The sequence below is a fragment of the Ignavibacteriales bacterium genome, assembly GCA_026390795.1.
Lineage (GTDB): Bacteria > Bacteroidota > Ignavibacteria > Ignavibacteriales > Melioribacteraceae > Fen-1258.
The window spans coordinates 1,639,344-1,659,870 of the sequence record JAPLFG010000003.1; the positions used below are offsets into that span (position 1 = coordinate 1,639,344).

General features: G+C 36.2%; 16 protein-coding genes. 2 read left to right on the forward strand and 14 right to left on the reverse strand.

Annotated elements, in window-relative coordinates; genetic code table 11:
- Nucleotides 1-32: 32 nt before the first annotated feature.
- From NTX65_10815 to NTX65_10855, 9 genes are all read right to left on the reverse strand, one after another.
- The gene (locus NTX65_10815; protein MCX6169823.1) at nucleotides 33-1,898 is read right to left on the reverse strand and encodes a PAS domain S-box protein; all 1,866 of its coding nucleotides are present in this window, start codon (nucleotides 1,896-1,898) and stop codon (nucleotides 33-35) included.
- A 7-nt stretch (nucleotides 1,899-1,905) separates the two neighbouring features.
- Nucleotides 1,906-2,322, reverse strand: a complete 417-nt coding sequence (locus NTX65_10820) for a response regulator transcription factor (GenBank protein MCX6169824.1) — start codon at nucleotides 2,320-2,322, stop codon at nucleotides 1,906-1,908.
- Nucleotides 2,323-2,341: 19 nt separating this feature from the next.
- Nucleotides 2,342-2,737 carry a hypothetical protein gene (locus NTX65_10825; GenBank protein ID MCX6169825.1) on the reverse strand — a complete coding sequence of 132 codons (396 nt, stop codon included), beginning with the start codon at nucleotides 2,735-2,737 and terminating at the stop codon, nucleotides 2,342-2,344.
- A 134-nt stretch (nucleotides 2,738-2,871) separates the two neighbouring features.
- On the reverse strand, nucleotides 2,872-3,234 hold the full coding sequence (locus NTX65_10830; protein MCX6169826.1) for a response regulator: 363 nt from the start codon (nucleotides 3,232-3,234) through the stop codon (nucleotides 2,872-2,874).
- Nucleotides 3,235-3,331: 97 nt separating this feature from the next.
- Complete coding sequence (locus NTX65_10835) at nucleotides 3,332-3,964, reverse strand: response regulator transcription factor (GenBank protein MCX6169827.1); 633 nt, start codon at nucleotides 3,962-3,964, stop codon at nucleotides 3,332-3,334.
- 142 nt (nucleotides 3,965-4,106) lie between these two features.
- Nucleotides 4,107-6,536, reverse strand: a complete 2,430-nt coding sequence (locus NTX65_10840; protein ID MCX6169828.1) for a PAS domain S-box protein — start codon at nucleotides 6,534-6,536, stop codon at nucleotides 4,107-4,109.
- Nucleotides 6,537-6,644: 108 nt separating this feature from the next.
- Nucleotides 6,645-9,095 carry a PAS domain S-box protein gene (locus NTX65_10845; protein ID MCX6169829.1) on the reverse strand — a complete coding sequence of 817 codons (2,451 nt, stop codon included), beginning with the start codon at nucleotides 9,093-9,095 and terminating at the stop codon, nucleotides 6,645-6,647.
- Nucleotides 9,096-9,228: 133 nt separating this feature from the next.
- A complete protein-coding gene (locus NTX65_10850; protein ID MCX6169830.1) occupies nucleotides 9,229-10,155 on the reverse strand; it encodes an ion channel in 927 nt (308 codons plus the stop codon).
- Between the two features lie 7 nt (nucleotides 10,156-10,162).
- Entirely contained in the window at nucleotides 10,163-11,602 is a 1,440-nt protein-coding gene (locus tag NTX65_10855) for an aminotransferase class I/II-fold pyridoxal phosphate-dependent enzyme (GenBank protein MCX6169831.1), read from the reverse strand.
- A gap of 110 nt (nucleotides 11,603-11,712) precedes the next feature.
- Here NTX65_10855 and NTX65_10860 point away from each other — a divergent pair, with 110 nt between their 5' ends.
- Nucleotides 11,713-12,621 (forward strand): DUF1684 domain-containing protein, encoded by a 909-nt coding sequence (locus NTX65_10860; protein ID MCX6169832.1) that lies wholly within the window; start codon nucleotides 11,713-11,715, stop codon nucleotides 12,619-12,621.
- A 54-nt stretch (nucleotides 12,622-12,675) separates the two neighbouring features.
- Here the strand turns inward: NTX65_10860 and NTX65_10865 are convergent, their stop codons facing one another.
- Both NTX65_10865 and NTX65_10870 read right to left on the reverse strand, forming a co-directional pair.
- Entirely contained in the window at nucleotides 12,676-14,511 is a 1,836-nt protein-coding gene (locus tag NTX65_10865; protein MCX6169833.1) for an alpha-amylase family glycosyl hydrolase, read from the reverse strand.
- 15 nt (nucleotides 14,512-14,526) lie between these two features.
- Nucleotides 14,527-16,965, reverse strand: a complete 2,439-nt coding sequence (locus NTX65_10870; GenBank protein ID MCX6169834.1) for a DUF5686 family protein — start codon at nucleotides 16,963-16,965, stop codon at nucleotides 14,527-14,529.
- Between the two features lie 183 nt (nucleotides 16,966-17,148).
- Between NTX65_10870 and NTX65_10875 the strand changes: the two genes are divergently transcribed.
- Complete coding sequence (locus NTX65_10875) at nucleotides 17,149-18,060, forward strand: TIGR01777 family oxidoreductase (protein ID MCX6169835.1); 912 nt, start codon at nucleotides 17,149-17,151, stop codon at nucleotides 18,058-18,060.
- Nucleotide 18,061: 1 nt separating this feature from the next.
- Here the strand turns inward: NTX65_10875 and NTX65_10880 are convergent, their stop codons facing one another.
- Genes NTX65_10880 through NTX65_10890 form a run of 3 tightly spaced genes read right to left on the reverse strand, consistent with a single transcriptional unit; the run spans nucleotide 18,062 to nucleotide 20,493 of the window.
- The gene (locus NTX65_10880; protein MCX6169836.1) at nucleotides 18,062-19,303 is read right to left on the reverse strand and encodes a DUF4900 domain-containing protein; all 1,242 of its coding nucleotides are present in this window, start codon (nucleotides 19,301-19,303) and stop codon (nucleotides 18,062-18,064) included.
- Between the two features lie 11 nt (nucleotides 19,304-19,314).
- Nucleotides 19,315-19,956 carry a hypothetical protein gene (locus NTX65_10885; GenBank protein ID MCX6169837.1) on the reverse strand — a complete coding sequence of 214 codons (642 nt, stop codon included), beginning with the start codon at nucleotides 19,954-19,956 and terminating at the stop codon, nucleotides 19,315-19,317.
- A 9-nt stretch (nucleotides 19,957-19,965) separates the two neighbouring features.
- Nucleotides 19,966-20,493, reverse strand: a complete 528-nt coding sequence (locus NTX65_10890) for a hypothetical protein (protein ID MCX6169838.1) — start codon at nucleotides 20,491-20,493, stop codon at nucleotides 19,966-19,968.
- Nucleotides 20,494-20,527: the final 34 nt, after the last annotated feature.

Genomic DNA, 20,527 nt, shown 5'->3' on the forward strand with positions numbered 1-20,527 from the left:
CATATATCAGCTTTATAAATAAAAATCAGAATTTATTTCGAAAAAGTTAGAGTGAAAGTTGTTCCAACACCCTTTTCACTTTTTACTTCAAGTGCAATATTATTCAAATCGCAATATTTTTTTATTAGAGCCAGACCTAATCCATTTCCGTCGAACGGACGCGTGTAGCCCTGTTCTTCCTGTGAAAACGGAGTAAAGATTTTTTGTAAATATTCCTTTGACATTCCTATCCCTGTGTCGCTGATTTGAATATACAATTTCTTTTCATTGTTCATGCCGAGCGAAATATTCACGAATCCTTTATCGGTAAACCTGATGGCGTTATCAATGAGGTTTTCAATAATCTGCTGGACAGAATATCTATCTATTAAAATTTGAGTATTGCATTCTTCCTTTGAAAGATTGAAATCTAAATTTGATTTTTTAGCGATGCCCAGATACTCATTATAGACTTTAGAAAGAATCTCATTGTATAGATCAACTTCTTGCGGCTTATAATCGTAAGAGCCGGTTTGTAATTGAGAGATGTTTACAATCAAATCTATAGTACGAATTATTCTTTTTCCGGAGATATCAATTCCTTCAAAGCTGTTATCAATATCAGTGTTTAGACTTTCTTCTCCATAAATTTTATCGCGAATTATCCTAGAAAAACTTAACATTGCATGAAGAGGTGTTCTAATTTCGTGCGACATTTGAGCCAAAAATTCTGATTTAAGTTTATCTGCTTGTTCAGCTTTTTCTTTTGCAATGATCAATTCTTTTTCGGAACGTTTTCTTTCAGTAATATCTTCTTTTACTGCAAGATAGTTTATAATTGTTCCATTGTTGTCTATGATTGGCGATATGGAAGCCGCTTCCCAATAGAGTTCTCCATTTTTTTTCTTGTTATGAAATTCGCCTTTCCATTCATTTCCGGATTTTATTGTTGACCAAAGATTTGCATATTCTTCGTTTATGGTAAAACCGGATTTAAGTATTCTTGGATTTTTTCCTTTCACTTCATCTAATGAAAAACCGGTGAGTGAAACGAACTTGGGGTTAACATATTCGATATTGCCGTTTAAATCAGTAATAATCACGGAAGCGGGGCTTTGTTCAACCGCGCGGGAAAGCTTTATAAGTTTTTCTTCCGAAGTCTTTCTTTGAGTTATATCAATTATTACGCCCCTCAAACCAATGGTTTTTCCTACATTAACAATTGGGCTAGAAAAGATCATTACAGGAAATGTAGTTCCGTCTTTTCTGAGTGCCGTGTATTCATGAGAAGTCGAGTTTTCACTATTCAGAACTCTATAAATATTCTCGGCTCCAATCTGTCGTTCGCTTGGAATTATCATTTCCAAAGCAGGCAAACCATTTGAATAATCTTCTTGTGAGTAGCCAAAAGCTTGAAATGCTAAATCATTTGCAAAAGTTATAATTCCGTTTAGATCTGTTTCGAAAACTACTTGGGGTAAAAGATTAGCCAATTCCTTAAATCTTTTTTCACTTTCACGTAAAGCCGATTCATTCTTTTTCCGTTCGATAGAATAAAGCATAGATCTTCTAATTGTCTCGCTGTTCATTTTATCTTTCAGGAGATAATCTTGCGCACCTGTCTTTATTGATTGAACTGCAAAACCGTTTGCATTCGAATCGGTTAAGACTACAATCGGCAGCGAGGGTGCAATGTCAATCATCTTTCTTATATAATCCAATCCGGCGGAACTTTGAAAATTTACCGCGAGAAAAATTATGGTAGCAGAATTTTTTGAAAGAAAATCTTTAACATCTTCAACATATTCCACTACCGATACGCTTACAGAAATCTCGTTAATCTTTGCGAGATAATCTTTGGTAAGATTGGCATCGTTAGCATTCTCTTCTATCAGTAACACTTCGATTATTTCTTGCATATACTTTCTAAATTGTATTATTGATGGAAATTGAATCGGCTGTAAGAGATTTAAGTGTATCAATCATCTGCTCAAATTCATTTGATTTATCGAAAAAGTAACTTGCTCCAGCGTTAAGGCATACTTGTCTGTAGTGTTCAAAAGGAAAATTTGTCAGCATTACAACAGTTATTAACGGATATTTTTTTTTGATTTTATGCAAAATTAATAGCCCGCTCATGCCGGGCATCTTTATATCAAGTGTGACAAAATCCGGCTTTAGTCTATCAACCATTTCTAATGCACTTATCCCGTCTCCCGCTTCACCGACAAGTTCAATAGAATTTAGCCCGGCAACAAATCTCTTTAATCCTTCCCGTATTTCAACTGAGTCGTCAACGATCAAAAGTTTTTTACGGTTTATATTTGCATTTTCAGTAATCATAAAATTATTTATCATTTTTTTATATTGTTGAATATTGATAGGAGTCTTCTAAAAACTGGTTAGCGACTTTCTTAATTGTGTCTATAAATTCTTCAAAGAGAAAATATCTGCCAAAGCTATAATCAATTCCATCCCTTAATAAATTTACTTCAACGCCATTATTGTTTACTAATGTTAAGAAAAGAATCGAAGCATCGGGAGATAAATTTTTTGCCCGGATAATTAATTTATTGAATCCGCCTTCAAATTGACCAACATCAATAATTATTAAATCGAACGAATATGCTCCAAGAGTAAAGAAAGCTTGAGAAATATTATCAACGGAAACAATGTTTATAGACTCGCTAAGTTGAGTAATACTTTTTTTAATTAAAAATCTTGATTCAGTTAATTTGCTATAAATTAATACGTCCATTCTTTCGTCCTCAAAATTTCTAGAGACAATATAATTTTGTAATTGAATTATGAGTATAGTATTAGAGATGATTATCTTGTAGTAAACAGCAGATTTTACGGTAGTGTTATTTACCACTTGTTGTGATGTTATTATTAAGCAGAAAGATTTTTCAATACTTCAATAAGATCATTTATATCATCGCTCTTGTCAAAAAAATAGCTAGCACCAAGTTTTGCAGTTGCCTTTCTAAATGCATTATCGGCATAATTTGTAAACATTATTATTGTAGGCAAATGGGCCTCATTTTTAATGCTGGTTAAGACATTAATTCCGCTTCCTTTCAAAAGGTCAATATCAAGAATAATAATATCCGGTTTTTGTTCGATATTCAATCTAATGGCTGAATCGGAATCAACCGCTTCTCCAACAAGCTGCAATGTCGGGATCGAAACAAGAATCTTTTTAAGATTATTTCGAAGCAAACTAGAATCATCAACAAGCAATATTTTCTTCAAAGTGCTATCATTTGTTAAGTAAAAGTATGAATCGAAATGGAAAATGCATGTAGCAGTCAACCGTAAATTTTTGTAGCGGTTATACTACATAACGTGGTTACATAATTAATTTATTCTGGTAGGCAAAATGGATCAAGTCTGCCGTGGTTTGAAGGTCTAACTTCTCTAAAATTCTGCTTCGGTAAGTATTCACAGTACTGGCACTGATAGAAAGTTCTTCGGCAATATCAGTTTGTGATTTACCTGAACCAAGCATTTTTAAAATTTGAAATTCTCTATCCGAAAGAAGATCTTGAACTGGTTTATCTAAAGTATCGTCAAGATCCTGAGCAAGTTTTTCGGCCAAATTTTGGCTTACATATTTTCTTCCCGACGCAATTCTTCTAATTGCAATAATTAATTCATCAGGAGCGCTTTCTTTAGTTAGAAAACCGGAAGCGCCGGCTTTAAGAGTCCGTTTGGCAAATTGGTTTTCCGGCATCATCGTCATTATCAAAATTTTTGTTTCCGGGAAAAAGCTTTTTATTTCTTTAAGGACATCGAGCCCATCCTTTCCTGGCATGGAAAGATCGAGAATCAAAATATCACACTTCACTTTTTTAAGTTGTCCGGAAATTTCGCGGGGATCAGCGGTTTCGCCAACTAATGTTATATCGCTAATATTGCTTAGTAGTTTCTTTATACCCTCACGGATAAGTCCGTGATCGTCGGCAATAAAGATATTTATCATAACAGTACTCTACAATGAGTTTCAATATACAATTATTTTTATTGCCTGTCAGTAACTGATTATATGTAAAAATGAATGGAAACTTTTTTAAATCAATTCTATACTGATTTTTAACATGAGAATGTGGTATAGATCACTTTTTCTATAAAACTAACCTTACAATCGTTCCTTTTTCTTTACCACGGTAAATTTCAAGACTGCCCCCAATTAAAGAAGCTCGTTCCCGCATCCCCATCAATCCGAATGATTTTTTCCCTTCCAATTCCTCATCTAAAATTCCCTTGCCATCATCGGTGATTTCTAATGAAAGTTGACTCTCTGTTTTTTCAAGAAAAATTTTGACTGACTTTGCCCCCGAATGCTTGGCTGCATTTGTTAATGTTTCTTGAACAATTCTAAAAATTGCAAGATCAGTCTCCTGATTTAATGAGAGTTCTTCTTGATTGCTCTCGAACCTACATTTAATTTTAGTCGTTTTTTCATACTCGTCAGAATACCATTCCAAAGCTGCTATTAAACCAAGTTTATCAATTAACTCGGGGCGAAGTTGTGTTATCAACTTTCTAACTTGAGTTACGGCTTTATCAACCGTCTGGTTCATCGATGCGAGTTCAACCAAAAGTTTTTTTTCATTCGAGTCACTTTCCTCTAATTCTCTTTTTGCAAAAGTAATGTTCATTTTTAAAGATGTAAGAATTTGGCCGAGTTCGTCGTGCATCTCCCTTGCAATTGAAGCTCTCTCTTCCTCTCTTACGGTTTGAAGATGTGCTGCAAGCGATCTCATTTGCTCGGTGGATGCTATTAATTGTGCTTCTGTTTTCTTTCGTTCTGTGATATCAATTGCCGTCCCAATTCCGGAGGGCACTCCCTCAAAATTAATTAGACCTGCGGTAAAATCAAGCCACCTCTCTTCGCCTGATTTAGCCAAGATCTTAAATTCATAACGAGGTGGAACTAATTCTTCACGAATCCGGGAGAGTCCGCGTTCTATTATAAGATCGCGATATTCCGGGTGTACAATTTCCCAGAATTTTGTATTAAGAAGTTCTTCTTTTTTATATCCTGTGATTTTTTCCGCACATGTATTCATGTAACCGAATAATTCTCCCTTAAAGATAAAGATGGCCGCGGAAGTCGTTTCTGCAAGTGTGCGAAACTTTTCTTCGCTTTCTCTTAGTGCTTCCTCGGTACGCTTGCGTTCGGTAATATCACGGGCAATTCCGAGTGTTGCCACAGCTTTATTACCTATGATTAAAGGCGATGGTGTAAATTCGCCGATCAAGTACTTTCCAGATTTGGAGAGAATTCGTATCTCATATGCTTCAATTTTTTCGCCGGCGATCACTTTCTGAAAAGCACCGTACGCTTTGGGTAAATCTTCTGGATGCACAAGACTTCCAAATGGTTTATTTATCCATTCATCAATCGACCATCCTGATAAAGTTTCAAACGCAGGATTAATTGAGGTTATTATTCCTTCGGTAGAGATCGTGTAGATAACATCGCGCGCGCTTTCAAAAATTGTACGGTATCTTTCTTCACTGACTCGAAGAGCATCCTCCACCTCTTTACGGATTGTAATATCAACACTCAAAGCAGTAGCACCGGTTATTTTGCCATCAGAAATTATCGGGTTCAGAAAAACTTCATAAAAATGAATTTTGTCTCCTACTCGAGCGGAAAATTCAAAAATGATTCGTTGACCGGAGAGCACAGTCTCATATTTTGGTTTCCATAAATCCCGTAATTCCGGTGTTAATAGTTCAATGGCATTCATCCCCTTTTTTAATACTATTTTAAATACATCATAATATGCCTTACTAAAAAAATTATTGAATGTGACGTAATTATATTCATTGTCTATTGACCAAATTGATTCTTCCCTATTGTTAATAAGTGAATTCAGATTGGCTTCGGACTCTTTGATGGTTTCTTCGGCACGTTTACGTTTAGAAATATCTGTATGCGTTCCAGTCATCCGCAGTGGATTTCCTTTGTCATCGCGAGCAACTACTTTTCCGCGTGTAAGAATCCACAGCCAATCACCGGATTTCATTTTCAAACGCTGCTCAACGTCAAATATATCCGAACGTCCTTCCAGATGATCATTGAGCCGTTCAGTTGTAATTAAAATATCGTCAGGATGCACAAGTTCATTCCATACTTTCACGACTTCCGACAATTCATCGGGACGATATCCAAGAATTTCACAACCGCGCGGACTAATATATACTTCACCGGTTTTCATTTGAACATCCCACAAACCATCATTTGTACTCTCTAAAGCAAAACGCAGCCGGTTATCACTCTCGCGCAACTTTTGCTGAGTGCTCATTACTTCCGTTATAGCATTTTTTATCAATTTGTATAAAAGAAGAGCCGTCACAATAACAAATAGGGATCCTTTAAAAATTGAAATTAATCTTTGTGCTGCAACATTCGAAAGGATCCTAAATACTAATTCATCGGAAAAGAAAATCCAGAGAAGGCTAATAATAGAATAGATTAAAATAATTCTTAAAGCTTTATTCGAACGGAGATGGCTTAGCGATGAAATTGTAATCTTATTCACAATTTACCTCAATAAATAATAGGATGATTAAGATGCCGGCGGTAGAATTGAAACGAAAAAAATGTTTTTTGTTTTACAATTAATAGACTAAGAAAATATTTTTATTAATTAGCTGGATCTTGGAAGGGTAATGCAGAATTTACTTCCTTTTCCAACTTCGCTCTCAACAGAAATTGTGCCGCCATGTTTTTCTACAAATTCTTTGCACAATATCAATCCTACTCCTGTCCCGGCCTCGTTCTCTGTACCGAAAGTTGATTGAGTGGTATCTAACCGGAAAAGATTGGCTTTTACTTTTTCACTCATACCTACGCCGTCATCTGAAATATAAATTTGAAGGCTATCGTCTTGTTGAGTGCAATAAATTTCAATTTTGCCATCTTTGTTTGTGAACTTTAACGAATTTGTAAGAAGGTTTCTTATGATGGTATTTAACATATCTTCATCAGCAGAAACATAAGTCGGATGAGGAATAGTGCACAAAATCTTGATTCTTTTCCTTTCAGCAGATGCCTTTAGGAGTTCAACATTACTCGAAATAACATCGTGCAAGTCAAGTTTTTGCGGATTAAATTCGATGCGGCCAGTTTGTGATCGTGACCAATGTAATAAATTCTGCAAAAGACTATGAGATACCTCTGCAGTTTTTTTCATCTCGGTGATGTAATAGATTTTCTCTTCGTCTGTAAACTCTCCAAAATCCGAAATGAGCAAATCGGAAAATCCTAGAAGTGTTATAAAAGGGTTTTTAAGGTCATGCGCTATGATTGAAAAAAATTTATCTTTTGTTGCATTAAGTTGTTTTAGCTCCTCTGTGTATTTCTTTACAGCATCGGAATTTCTTTTCCGTTCGATAACCTGCGCAATCTGTTCGGAAACGAAATTCAATACTTGCATTTCTTCTTCACCGTAAGCCCGTTCATTCTCATAATCCTGGACAACTATAACGCCGATAGCTTTACCGCCGACTTTAAGTGGAACACCGAGCCAAATTGAAGTTGGTGTTCCAATCAATTCAACTTCACCAGTTCTTCTCAATTCCAAGTCAATTTCAGCCGTAATTAAAGTTGACTCTCCTTTTCTTAAGACATATTCAGTTAAACCTTTTCCAAATTTTTTAGGTTCGTATGGAGGATCGTATTCATCAATCATGTATGGAAAGGAAATCATTTCGGTTTTTTCATCGTAAAGAGCTATATAGAAATTCTTGGCAATCATTAAATTGCCAACTACCTCATGAATTTTTTTGTATAATGTTGTCATATCAGAAGCTGTGTAGGCTGCTTCAGATATTTCAAAAAGGACTTCTCTAATTTTCTCCGATTTTTTTCTATTGGTTATATCCCGCATTGTAGCTTGTATAAGTTTTTTCCCCTCAATTGTAATTGACTTAAGTGACATTTCACAATCAATCAATACTCCGTCTGGTCTTTTGTGCTGCCATTCGAATTTTTGGTGCGATCCATCATATGCTAAATTTATTTTTTCATTTGCCAAACTAAAAGAATCACTGCCATCCGGTTGAACTTGGGGTGAGAAGTCGGCTGGTGAACGGCCAATTACATACTCGCGGTTGCATTTAAAAATTTGTAGTACAGCCGGATTACAGTCAATGATTATTCCTTCAGAGGTTAAAAATATTCCGTCGTCGGAACTTTCAAAAAGTGACCGGTAGACTCTTTCACTCTCTTTAATTTTATCATGGACCAGCTTACTTTCTGTTATATCGCGAGTGATTCCGAAAATTCCGTATACTTTTCCATTATTATCATACAATGGCATTTTAGATGTTAAAGCCCAAGTTGTCCTTCCATCCGGCCAATCTTCTTTTTCTTCTTTCCCGATTATTGGAATTCCGGTTTTAATAATAATTTGTTCATCCAGATACGACTCGGTAGAATGTTCTTTGCCAAAGGAGTCTGAGTCGGTCTTTCCAACAGTCAATTCCGGAGAGGCGAATCCATGTTTTAATGCAAGAGCTTTGTTTACTTTGACGAATCTGCTATTCAAGTCTTTGAAATAGATATAATCCGGCGCCATATCTAAAAATACCTTAAACATTCTCTGCTCTGCCGCCAAGGTATCTAAAGTTTGCTTCTGCTCGGTTATATCTTCAATGAAAGCGATAAGTTTTTCATCTTTTTTCTTATCGCCATAACTTGAGACCGTAAGTCGTCCATGAATAATTCTGCCATCTTTGTGAAGATATCTTTTTTCAATTTGGTAACGGTTTCTTTTTCCTTGGGCTAGCTCTTTAATGAATTTGGCGTCGGATTTTAAATCATGCGGATGAACAATTTGTTCCAGCGACAATTTCATAAATTCTTTTTCAGAGTATCCCAGCATTTTTTGAAGAGTGGAGTTAACATGCATCATCTTACCGTTGGATAAAAGGATAATTCCAACGTCGACATTCTCAAAGATGGCATTTAAATTTGCTTCATTATCTTCAAGTATTTCTTTTGTAGGAAGTTTTTCAAACTCTTTATTTAGAAGTGAGTTTTCTTTGGTGAGGCGCTTAACTTCTTTTATTAATTCAGCTTTTGTTTTCTCAGTCATAGTCCGCAGTCGTAGTTTATATCTAACACTCACATACGGATATAAATATAAGGAATTCTCGATTAAACTTTATATTGCATTTTTGTTCTTAACAAGTTCAACTTATAATAAAAGTAAACCTTTAATTTTCTCCTTAATCGAGTTTAACATGTTCATATTCATGAGTGTGCTGAAGATTGAAAATAATCTTTCCCTGTTCATCAGTTGAATACGCTTTTATAAATCGTGCACCCCAAACGATTTCGTTATAACGGTAAGAATAGCGAGAATGAACAACCTGGCTAAATGTATCATCAAAACCTTTTACGAGAATCAAGAACTCCGCATGCATTGATTCTAACTCTGTTTGGGTTTTGCCAAAAAGAGGACTGTTTTCGTCAATAGCATGTACAACCGTCCAATTAAGGGGGAAAAAATAGACAGATGTGCGCTCAAGTTTAAGATCAAGATAACGCCGCGGCTGATCCTTTGCATTAAAATCTACATATGAAAAAAGAATTTTAGCTTCAATTTCCATCAAATTAGTATTACGCTGATTTGCAATCCGAAACATCAATGCATTTATCTTCTGATAAGGAGCAACGATTATATTCTTGCTGTAAAGTATTCTTGCCGAAGGTTTCGAAAATCTTCCATAGAGCAAACCGGTTATTATTGCAAATGCAAGTAAACCTGTCATTGCCTCAAGTGCAGCAATAATATTTGTTGTAAAGCCGATTGGAATAATTCCGCCGTATCCAACGGTTGTAAATGTTTGCACACTGAAGAAAAATGTGTCAAAAAAAGAATCTACACCTAATCTTCCATGCGTTCCTTGTATTTGACCCGGTCCAATGAAATAATAGATAAGAGCAAAAACCAAATTCATCGAGAGATAGAAAAGAAGAATTAATAAAAAGAATCTTGGCCATGAAAGATTGATTAATTTTTGATAAATGTCCTTGTGATGAAAACCGGCACCTGTACGCTTCATATTGAACGTGCCGTCATGATTTATTAATCGTCCGGCATTGCTTAAATATTTTTCACCAAGCCCCGGGTCCATAGATTTATGATTCATGGATAATTTACTTTCTTAATTTTTTGAAATGAATTTTGATCTCATCGAGCAAGCCGGCAAAATCACTTTTGTCTGTAAAAGGATTCATAATTGTTGTTCTTAAATAGACACGTCCTTTTGCAATTGTTTGAACGATATAAAATTTTCCATCTTCGAGCATGCTTTGCCTTATCTCTCGGTTAATATCGTCCAATTTTTCATCATTCGTTTCGCCGTTGTTAAATCTAAAACAAACAATATTACTCTGAGGTTCAGTTAGAAGTTCAAAGTCGTTGTTGATTTTTATGAGATCTGCGAATTCTTTAGCTGCGTCATAACGGGATTCGATATATTCTCTAAGAAGTTCTTCGCCATGTATTTTCAGTTGAACAAATATTTTCAAACTCATCATTTTTTTCGTGCATTCTATTGTTCGTTTTCCAATGTTGAACCATTCTTGCTCGGTATCTTTATTCCATAAGTAAGAGGCTTTTTGCGCAAAGGATTCGTAAGAATCATTATTGTTTTTGAAACTGACTCCGGTGACTAATCCGGGCGAAAGAAGCATTTTGTGAAAATCAATTACTACCGAGTCCGCTTTTTCTACACCGGCGATCAAATGTTTGTATTTATTGCTTAGCATCACTCCGCCGCCATGAGCCGCATCGATATGAAACCATAATTTTTTTTCGATGCAGAAGTTCGCAATCTCATTTATCTTATCATAAGTTCCGGTTGAAGTTGTGCAGGCGCTTGCGACAACAGCAATAACCTTTTTGTTTTCATTAATAAATTTGTTGTAAAGGTTATTCAGTTCGGTCATATCCATCTGAAAATCTTTATCAGCGGGAACCTTTACCACACCGTTTCCTAAGCCCAGTATTTTGCCGGCTCTTGAAATACTGTAATGCGCTTCTTCGGAAACAAGAATTATGAAATCTTGACCGTTTTTTAATCCTTCTTCCCAAACATCATAGTCAATAATTTTTTGACGTGCCGCAAGCAATGCAGTCAAGTTGCCAAGAGAACCGCCAGATGTTAATACACCGCCGCTCTTTTCTCCATAACCGATCTTTTTACAAAGCCAATCGGTTACAATTTTTTCCATCGCGGTTGAAGTCTCTCCGGTTTCATAAATAACCATTCCGGCATTTAACAATGCAGAAACCATTTCACTTAGTATAGTATATGGTATCGGAACCGCTACCTGATGGCCGATATAACGAGGATGATGAAGATGGACCGAATTGTTCAACGTTTCCGCAATTATTTCCTCAAAACTTAAGTTTTCGGCAGACATTTTTTCTTGCCAGAATCGAAGCATTTCATCCGGATTTTTCCATGGAATCGCTTTGTCAATTTTCCGGCTGTAACAATTAGAAAGATAATCCGCTATTTGGTCAATAAGCTTGTGACCCTCATTTCTAAACAGTTCGGAGCTGAAGGCATCATTAAGTTTTGAACTCATATTGTTTCCATATAATTAAGGTGACTGTTTTAGTATTTATGTAATTTATGAATGACAAATTACAAATCTTTGTTTTACTATATAAACGATTAATTGGAAAGAATTGTCATATGAAAAAATACTTTATCAGTTTTTTATTTATTCTTTTTGCGGCAATATTTATTAGCTGCAGCTCAGATCTTAAAGAAAAGGGAAGCGCCAAATATATTTCTGGAATAAATGAATGGCATGCAAAACGGGTAAGTAATCTTAAGAAAGAAAACGGGTGGTTAAATCTCGCCGGTCTTTATTGGCTGAAACCCGGGGAGAACAAATTCGGAACCGACAAAACAAACGATGTCATTTTCCCTAAAGGAAGAGCACCCGCTTTTATTGGCTCTCTGTTTCTTAAAGATTCAATTGTGACATTAAAAGTGAATGAGGGTGTAGAAGTAAAAAATAACGGCGAAAGAGTTGCAAAACTTGAATTGAAAAATGATACTCAGGGCGAAACAGTTTTAGCTCTTGGTTCTTTAAGATGGTTTATTATCAAACGCGGTGATAAATATGGTGTACGCTTGCGAGATTTAGAAAGTGAACTACTGAAAACTTTTCAAGGAATTGAAACTTACCCGATAAATTCAGACTGGAAGCTCGAAGCAAAATTGGAATCATATAATCCACCCCAAAAAGTTGCTGTACCGAATGTTCTTGGTATGGTTGATACTTCACTAGTTGCCGCAGCGCTTGTATTTGAAAAAGACGGAGTTGTATATAAACTCGATCCAATAGATGAAGGGAAACAATACTTTGTAATTTTTGCCGATGAAACAAGCGGCGGCGAAACTTATGGCGCGGGAAGATTTTTATATGTTGATAAAGCGGATTCTACCGGAAAAATATATATTGATTTCAATAAAGCATATAATCCGCCGTGTGCTTTCACAAAATATGCTACTTGTCCATTACCGCCTAAACAAAATCATCTGCAATTGAAAATTACAGCCGGAGAAAAAATGTTTCATGGCGAAGAGCATTAAACGCTTTTTTGATACCTCTCCGTTATGAATATCTTCCGGTAAAGAACAACATTATTAATTGATGATCTTAAAAATTTCCGCTCGCGAGCCATCAATCGCGAGCTTCATATCAGAATCGAGTTGAACTTCTTTTTGAGTTATTACATTGATCAATTTAGATTTCTCGGAAATAAAATCTTTCATCATCTTCAGATCTGCGTAACTATTGGATTTATTGTTGTTCACAACAACCATCATCTTTTCCTTTTCAAGCGTTCTAAAATAAATATATACATCATGCTCGGGTGGAAAGTGGGTTAGTTTTCCAGTAGAAAGTGCCGGATAATTATTTCTGATATGAAGCAAGTTTCGTAGAAAATTAAAAATATCATTTTCTTCCATGGTTCTTCCACCTTGCGTGAAAGCATCGCGTTTATCATTCGGGAATCCGCCGGGAAACGGCTCGCGTATTTTACCATGATCGTCGGTTCCGACAATTCCAATTTCGGAACCGTAAAAGATTTGCGGAATTCCTCGTGTGGTCAACAAAAGTGTATAGATGATCTTAGCTTTATCAACATTGCCTTTTGCAAAGTACATTACACGTGGTAGATCGTGATTATCTGCAAATGTTACTAAGTTATTTGGGTTTTTATATAAGTAATCTTCCGAGAGAACTTCAAAAATTTTGTAAAGATTATTATCGCCGGTTAAATATTTAATTAGAACATCACGCAAACCGAAATCGGTTATTGCCGGAAGGTTGGTGTTAAAGTCGCGCGGCAAAAAAGTATTCTTTTGATATCCGGCTAAAAATGCCGGAGTACCGCTCCATACCTCGCCGACAATATTTGTTGTTGGATATTCATCCGTTACGGTTTTGGCCCAGCGAGCCATAAATTTTTGATTGTTGTAAGGATAAGTATCTTCCCGGATCGCGTCGATACCGGCATACTCCATCCACCAAATTGTATTTTGAATTATATAATTAGCTACAAATGGATTTTCCTGGTTGATGTCCGGCATTGAATTTACAAACCAGCCGCGTTCAATATGTTTTATTGTTGAACTGTCTGCATGCGGATCTGTAAAAACCATTTTGTTATGGTCCGCATCAAGGTGATTTTCTTTCGTCCCGTTTGTCCAATTAGGTGTTGGCGGATTTTTCAGCCACGGATGATCGTCGCTGAAATGATTTGAAACGTGATCAAGAATAATTTTAAGATTACGCTTATGCGCCTCATCAACAAATTTCTTATAGAGTGCATTCGTACCAAGCCGAGGATCGACATTATAGAAATCGGTTGTTGCATAACCGTGGTAAGACCGGAAAGTGTTGTTCTCGGTAAGCGGTGTAGACCAAATAGCCGTGATTCCCAAGTCTTTGATGTAATCAAGTTTGTTAATCATTCCTTGTATATCGCCGCCGGCACGGTTTTGTCCCGGAATCTTATTCATATAATCTGAATATCCAGGGATTGAATCGTTTGAAGTATCGCCGTTGCAAAAGCGATCCGGCATAATCAAATAAATAATATCTTTACCCGAGAAACCTTGAAAACGATTTATGAGGTTTTCCCTTTTGAGAATCGGAAATGTTACATCAGTTTTTTCTGTGCCTCTTGTTAATGTAAGACGGTAATTATCAGGTTTAATGTTGCCGGGAATTTCAATATCAATAAAGGCATAAGATGGATTTGTAGTTTTATTTACTCTTACAACTTTCACTCTAGCATCGTTGAATTTTGCAGAAACGTCTTTAAGGTTCTCACCGTAAACCATTAATTGAATTTTGTTCAATTTCATACCGGCCCACCAATTCGGCGGTTCAATTTTGTTAACATTTATCTTTTGACAATAGAGTGTTATAGAAAAAAATAAAATGAGTAGGATTGAAAAAACAGTTTTCATTTTTGTCTCAAATAATTAAAGTATAGGTGTGTTTATTCCAAACGAGAAATTCTCTCTGCCTAGATAATTAAGTTTCCATGTAAATTCCAGGCGGAACGGAAACAGCGCATGACCAATTCCAAAACCAATTTCGTAAAACGGACTTTTATATTCAGTAAAGAATTGCGGAATAGTGCTTAACGGATCCGGGAAGATCTGCTTGCTTTTTGGAGAAATCGTTGATAGAACCGCGTTGAAATGGAGGCTTAAATTTAATTGAAGATCAGTGATAAATGTTAAACCGAACAATCTGAATATCTCATCATTAAAATTGTTCTCTAGAGAGAAAATCAAAACACGGTCTCCAAAAACTTCTCCGGTTCTAATTGTACGCAGTGTAAACGATTGACTTGAACTTTCAATGTTGCCGGGCAAAGCATACATCATTTGAAAAGGAACAGGTCCGTCTGAATAGACTCCGTTCAAAACAAAATTCATACTGGCTGATTTAAATGTTGGTAAGTAGCCGTTAAGAGAAAACCGGTACAGTTGAAAATCAAGACCGCTCTTAAGTGTGCTTGCGTCGCTTAGTAATGCGTCTCCGGAAAGAAGAAAATTAAATTTGTTTTGTTGCCCCATTCTTCTTCTAAAATATCCGTCTTCTATATATTTGCGGAAATCTAATTGAAATCCAGTAGTAAATGCATTTGTCTTGGTTTCATAAATCATCCGGTTCTTCTCATACGATTTGCCTGTGTTGAGAATAGAAAAGTCGGAATTGTTATAAGCGTTATTATCGGTTCTATTAAAAAATCCGGCGCTGAGACGTAGAATTGGAAAAACTTCACTCCACAGTTTTACAGAAAATCCTTTTGTATAGTAGTAATCTCTAAAATCGTACTTACCTAAAAGATTTGTGAGAGTTGAAGTAAGTTTGTTAAATCTTATTGATTCCTTGAAGAGGTCAATGATCTTATCATATGCAGTAATGGAAATGGAATGAGTTCTGTATTCGCCTAAATAATATGTTGAAGAAAAATCTGTTTTAAATATTTTATCTGAAAATCCGTATGAAAAATCCAAGCTTGAATTGAGACGTTTATCATCTGCTTGAGATATATTCGCGCCGAAGTTAAGAGTGTGCCCCTCAACCTTATTAAATGAATAAATCGATAGGGGTCCGGTGACCGACAGATTATCATTTATATAGACGGAGGTAGAAAGAAATGAAAACCGGTCCCAAAAAGTTTTTGGGACGGTTTCGAGACTATCAATTCTTTTATATGCGTTAATTTCTTCCATAGAATTGGGAATGGTCTGCGTTGATTTCCAATAAGTGGAATCTTTTTTATCTGCATCGGACAGAACTTTTATTATTGCCATTCCGAAGAAATCATCACTGATTGGCTCGTTGATTTTATAATCGTAAAAAATGGTGTTTAGTTCAAATCCAAATTTTGCAATACCAAGAAAATTACCTTCTGCAAAAATGCGGTAGTCAATCGGCATGAAAATGTTGTCTTCAAAGGGCGCGAACTGTTGAATGATATTTATTCTGTCGAATATTTTACCCGGATTTGCAGCGTTGTTCAGATTGACGTCTAGTTTTACAAGTGAGTAGATATTATCCGCAATAAATATTTTACCAACAAAACCCGGATCGGATTTTTTCAGCGGTTCAACATGAATTTGAAAAACATTCTGTTTATCCAAAGCCAAAGTATCTTCTATAATGTAATCGTAATAATCTAATGCGTCATCGGAGATGGGGCTGGGCAATGGTCTGCCAATAAATTGAATGTCGTCCGTATAAAAATTTTGAATTATCCTGCCTCCGGTTAAGATGTTTACGGATGAAGGTGTGTTTGCGCTTTGTTTCCTCGCAATTATTTCATCTTTGTATTGATTCGGTTTTTTAAAATATCCTCTACTTTCATTTTCTATAATTCCGCTGATCTTAAGATCTGCTGTATCTTTAGTGCCAATTGAAAATCCAACGCTGTTATTTGTTCTAGAGAAATCTCTTGTGGTTTTAACCAATCCTTTTGTGTAAGCCGCGAAAATATATGAATTCAGTTTAGCATTCCTTTCGTGTTTTGCTTCGATTGCTCTACGAATTATCTCGAGTGCGGGGTTTTCTCCAGGGAATACAGTGATCTCTGAAAGATGGACTGGAATTGGTTCGAGGGCGAAGTTTACAATTTTATTTGAGTTTAGAATTACTGCGATCGTATCGGATTTGTAGCCGATAAAGGAAGCAATCAATTTATAATTGCCAGGTTTCAAACGCAGTTCAAAATTCCCCTCAAAGTTTGTAGTAGTTCCGGAAGTTGTTCCGCTTATTCGTAAACTTGCAAAACTTAACGGTGAAGATGTTGGTTTATCTGTTACTTTCCCTTTAAGAATAAATTGCTGTGAAAAAGTTAGGGAAGAAAAAGTGAAAAGTATTAATGCAAAAAAAACATTTTTGTACAATTGAACCTCGGAGTGGTTGTGCAAATAAATTCGAATATTAAAACTTTCTTTTGTTTGCTTTCCATTTCTTGGACAAAGATAAAACATAAACTTCATTCAAAAAAGATAGAAAAGAAGCATATTTTCATTCACCGCAAAAACTTATTTTGTAATTGAGTTGTTTAGAAGATTAAAAGGAAGAGTATGAAAAAAGTTCTATTGACAGGCGCGACTGGATTAATTGGTAAAAGTATTGCTGCTAAGTTAATTCAGCGCGGAGATGAAGTTACAATTTTCACCCGCTCTGTTAATAAAGCCAAAACGATTATTCCCATTGCTGCGGAATATGTTGCATGGAATCTTGAACGGGATGATTGGCAAGTTAAACTCGAAGGAAAGGATGCTGTAATTCATCTTGCCGGTGAAAGTGTAATGGCAAAGCGATGGAACAATGAGCACAAGAAAAATATTTATAATAGCCGCATCGACTCAACTCGAATTCTGATTGAAGCAATCGGGAAAACGGTGGATAAACCAAAAGTTTTTATATCTGCATCCGCTATTGGTTATTATGGAAATTCTGACGAGCCGGTTACGGAAAAATCAAATCCAGGCAAAGATTTTCTTGCTAATGTTGTCCGGGATTGGGAAAAGGAAACGGAAGAAGTTGAAAGACTGAGAGTTCGCAAAGTGAATATCCGCATTGGAATTGTACTTGATAAACACGAAGGTGCTCTGGCAAGGATGATCACACCGTATAAATTTTTTATCGGCGGACCTCTTGGATCCGGTAGGCAATGGTTTCCGTGGATTCACATTAATGATGTCGCGGGGATCTTTTTATTTGCTCTCGATAATGAAAATGTTCGCGGAGTTCTAAATGCCGTTTCTCCAAATCCATTGCGAATGAACGAATTTTGCAAAACACTTGGCGGTGTAATGCATAGACCCTCTTTATTCAAAGTGCCGGCGTTTGTATTGAAAATAATTTTTGGAGAAGCTGCAGAAGTTCTATTAGGTGGTGCGAAAGTGATACCGAAAAGAACCATTGAACTTGGTTACATCTTTAATTTTGTAAAAGCAGAAGATGCATTAAAAAATTTGTTGAAAAAATAAATTATTCGAACCAAGATATAATTTCAAATGAACCGCAGCCAGGATACGCAGGCGGGTAAGAAGTAAGAAGCCTGTCATCGTAACGATACCGTTTGCTGAATCCATGATTTATTGTACTGCCACTTATTGTTCCGACGGCTCCTCTAATCTTTTGTGTAATACCGCCTAATAGATCAATAAATCCGGCACTAGGTCTGCTGTCGTAATCCTCTGCACCGAAAGAACCGTTTTGACAATAGATAGAAGCGTTGATGGTAATTCCATTAGTATTGTTTGCAGTATTATTTGTAACCATTACATCTTGTTCGGCCACAATTCCCAGCATATCTGTTGAACTTGGATTAGTCCGCGGATTTGTATTATAAACAATATTATCATCAAGAAAAACACTCCCTTGATTTCCGCTCGAACCGGATGTCGAAATTGTATACCTCCCTTTAACTGTTCCTTTCAAACGAACTTCGGCGTTCACAAAATTTATTGCTCCGTTTGGAGCGAATGTAGATGCAAGTTTATAAGTATAAGCGCCGCTACTGCTAAATTTGTATCTGACACTATCGCCTCTAAATTCGAAATAAACCAGACTATGACCGGAGATAACAGCTCCTCCAGTTGTTGCCGAAGTTGCAACAGATGAAACTCCGGTCGGTGGAATTGCAATCTGAACCCCTTTTTGAAACCCTCCCAAAAATTTAGGCTGTGAGCTGGATGGATTTTTGACTACATTTTTTGCAATCGTTACTTTTCCAAAAAACACCGGATTATTTTGAACATTAAGATTATCATTTGTATGAAAAGGTCCCCAAACAGTATCCTTGGTAGTCCAATAAATTGTTGTTCCTGATGGCGCTTCTGCATCGGAGAAGTAAGCAAATTTAGAAAACAAACTAGGCTGAAGAATTATTTTGATAGTATTGGTTACTGTTAAAGACGCGGTAACGTATGTGCCGGTAGAAAGGAGCTGTTTGATATTTCTAACTGCGTCTGTAGTTGTAAGTACAGCAGAGATTGTCCCTCCATCAAAATTCCATGTAAATGTCTGATCTCCAATGGTTGCATCCTGGAATAACCTGCTTACAACTAAATTAACGCCGCTATTAGCAATGTAATGTGCTTTTGCCTGAACATAGTAATTTGAGACGTTGTCGTAGGTTGCTAATCCCATGTCGTTGAAATTTTTTCCAGCAATCATAAAGATTAAACTAAACCCGATTACTAAAAATAAAATTGCTTTACCGCCCATAAATTACTCCATCATCTTAGCGTAAAATTTCTTGATGCTAATCGTACTTGTCTCCAGATAGCTCTATTATCAGTACTATAATTATTTCCATAAGCCGCGGGATTTTCAACAGCAACATCAATCTGAATAGTATTAATTCCAAAAGGAGGAGTTGACGGCATATTAGTAATTTGAACTCCGGATGCATCAAAATAAGTTAACTTGAATTGAGTAACACCCAAATTAGACCCAGCCGGCGTACTATTATTAATTACTCTATAAAGCATTCTATCGTTTGGATTTGGAGTCGCCAGCAAATCAGAAGTAGGTCCCACGTAATATTTAATATTATCAACAGTTCCATCTCCGTAAGGGTTATTAGGTGTAACGATATCGGTTAAAAAAGTTATACTGGTTGAATCGGCTTGAATAATTGCAACTGCCGGATCCGGGATAGGATTTGTAATATTCGGTTGATAATTCCAATAACCAATTTTGCGAAAGTCGTTTTCGATAAGAGTTACAACTTCAACAAGATTTTGCTGAACTATTCTTTCACCGCTATATTCATAATTATTTTGGATCGCCGTCGCGTTCATTCTCATAAGAATAACGAGCAAAAAACCACCGCCTAATACAGAACCTATTATGTCTAAAAGTGTACTAAATCCCATTTTCTTTTCTCACCTAAAATACCAGTAACTGTAAACTGTAGAAATTTTGATAGTATCGCTCATTCCCGGAGTGAATACCCGCAACTTAATTCTTTTGTGAAAAGTTTTAATAGCAGAAACATTGTCCGGGTTATTTGGATCAACATAATCAACTGAGCAATATGTGTTAAAAGTAAAAGACCTATTTGTACCTGGAACAGGTACTACATCAACTTTTGCAATTGTTCTATAACAATTATAGTCGTCAAAATCGTCAAATCCTGCCGGATTACTACGGCTTTCAGTTCCGTCTACTCCTAATGATGCAATAGCTGTAAGAGGAGTAGTTGTAGTTATAGCACCGGAAGAGGTACTTTCATCGAATGCAAGGCTTGTAGCATCTTCCATAATCGAATTACCCAATGAAATAGCCATTATATCAACACGGCTGTTATTCATCGTGGTATTAACCTGCATTAAACCGGTATTGACGGTCAATATCACTGTGCCTAATAGCATTATTGCGGCAAGCGTAAGTAACATTTGACCAGTACCCATTTTTCACCAGTTTGATTCTGTAAAAAAATATGAA

Bases quoted from the DNA above. Each gene is read 5' to 3' on its own strand.
- NTX65_10815 (MCX6169823.1), bottom strand. From the start codon at position 1,898: ATGCAAGAAATAATCGAAGTGTTACTGATAGAAGAGAATGCTAACGAT.
- NTX65_10820 (MCX6169824.1), bottom strand. From the start codon at position 2,322: ATGATTACTGAAAATGCAAATATAAACCGTAAAAAACTTTTGATCGTT.
- NTX65_10825 (MCX6169825.1), bottom strand. From the start codon at position 2,737: ATGGACGTATTAATTTATAGCAAATTAACTGAATCAAGATTTTTAATT.
- NTX65_10835 (MCX6169827.1), bottom strand. From the start codon at position 3,964: ATGATAAATATCTTTATTGCCGACGATCACGGACTTATCCGTGAGGGT.
- NTX65_10845 (MCX6169829.1), bottom strand. From the start codon at position 9,095: ATGACTGAGAAAACAAAAGCTGAATTAATAAAAGAAGTTAAGCGCCTC.
- NTX65_10850 (MCX6169830.1), bottom strand. From the start codon at position 10,155: ATGAATCATAAATCTATGGACCCGGGGCTTGGTGAAAAATATTTAAGC.
- NTX65_10855 (MCX6169831.1), bottom strand. From the start codon at position 11,602: ATGAGTTCAAAACTTAATGATGCCTTCAGCTCCGAACTGTTTAGAAAT.
- NTX65_10860 (MCX6169832.1), top strand. From the start codon at position 11,713: ATGAAAAAATACTTTATCAGTTTTTTATTTATTCTTTTTGCGGCAATA.
- NTX65_10865 (MCX6169833.1), bottom strand. From the start codon at position 14,511: ATGAAAACTGTTTTTTCAATCCTACTCATTTTATTTTTTTCTATAACA.
- NTX65_10875 (MCX6169835.1), top strand. From the start codon at position 17,149: ATGAAAAAAGTTCTATTGACAGGCGCGACTGGATTAATTGGTAAAAGT.
- NTX65_10880 (MCX6169836.1), bottom strand. From the start codon at position 19,303: ATGGGCGGTAAAGCAATTTTATTTTTAGTAATCGGGTTTAGTTTAATC.
- NTX65_10885 (MCX6169837.1), bottom strand. From the start codon at position 19,956: ATGGGATTTAGTACACTTTTAGACATAATAGGTTCTGTATTAGGCGGT.
- NTX65_10890 (MCX6169838.1), bottom strand. From the start codon at position 20,493: ATGGGTACTGGTCAAATGTTACTTACGCTTGCCGCAATAATGCTATTA.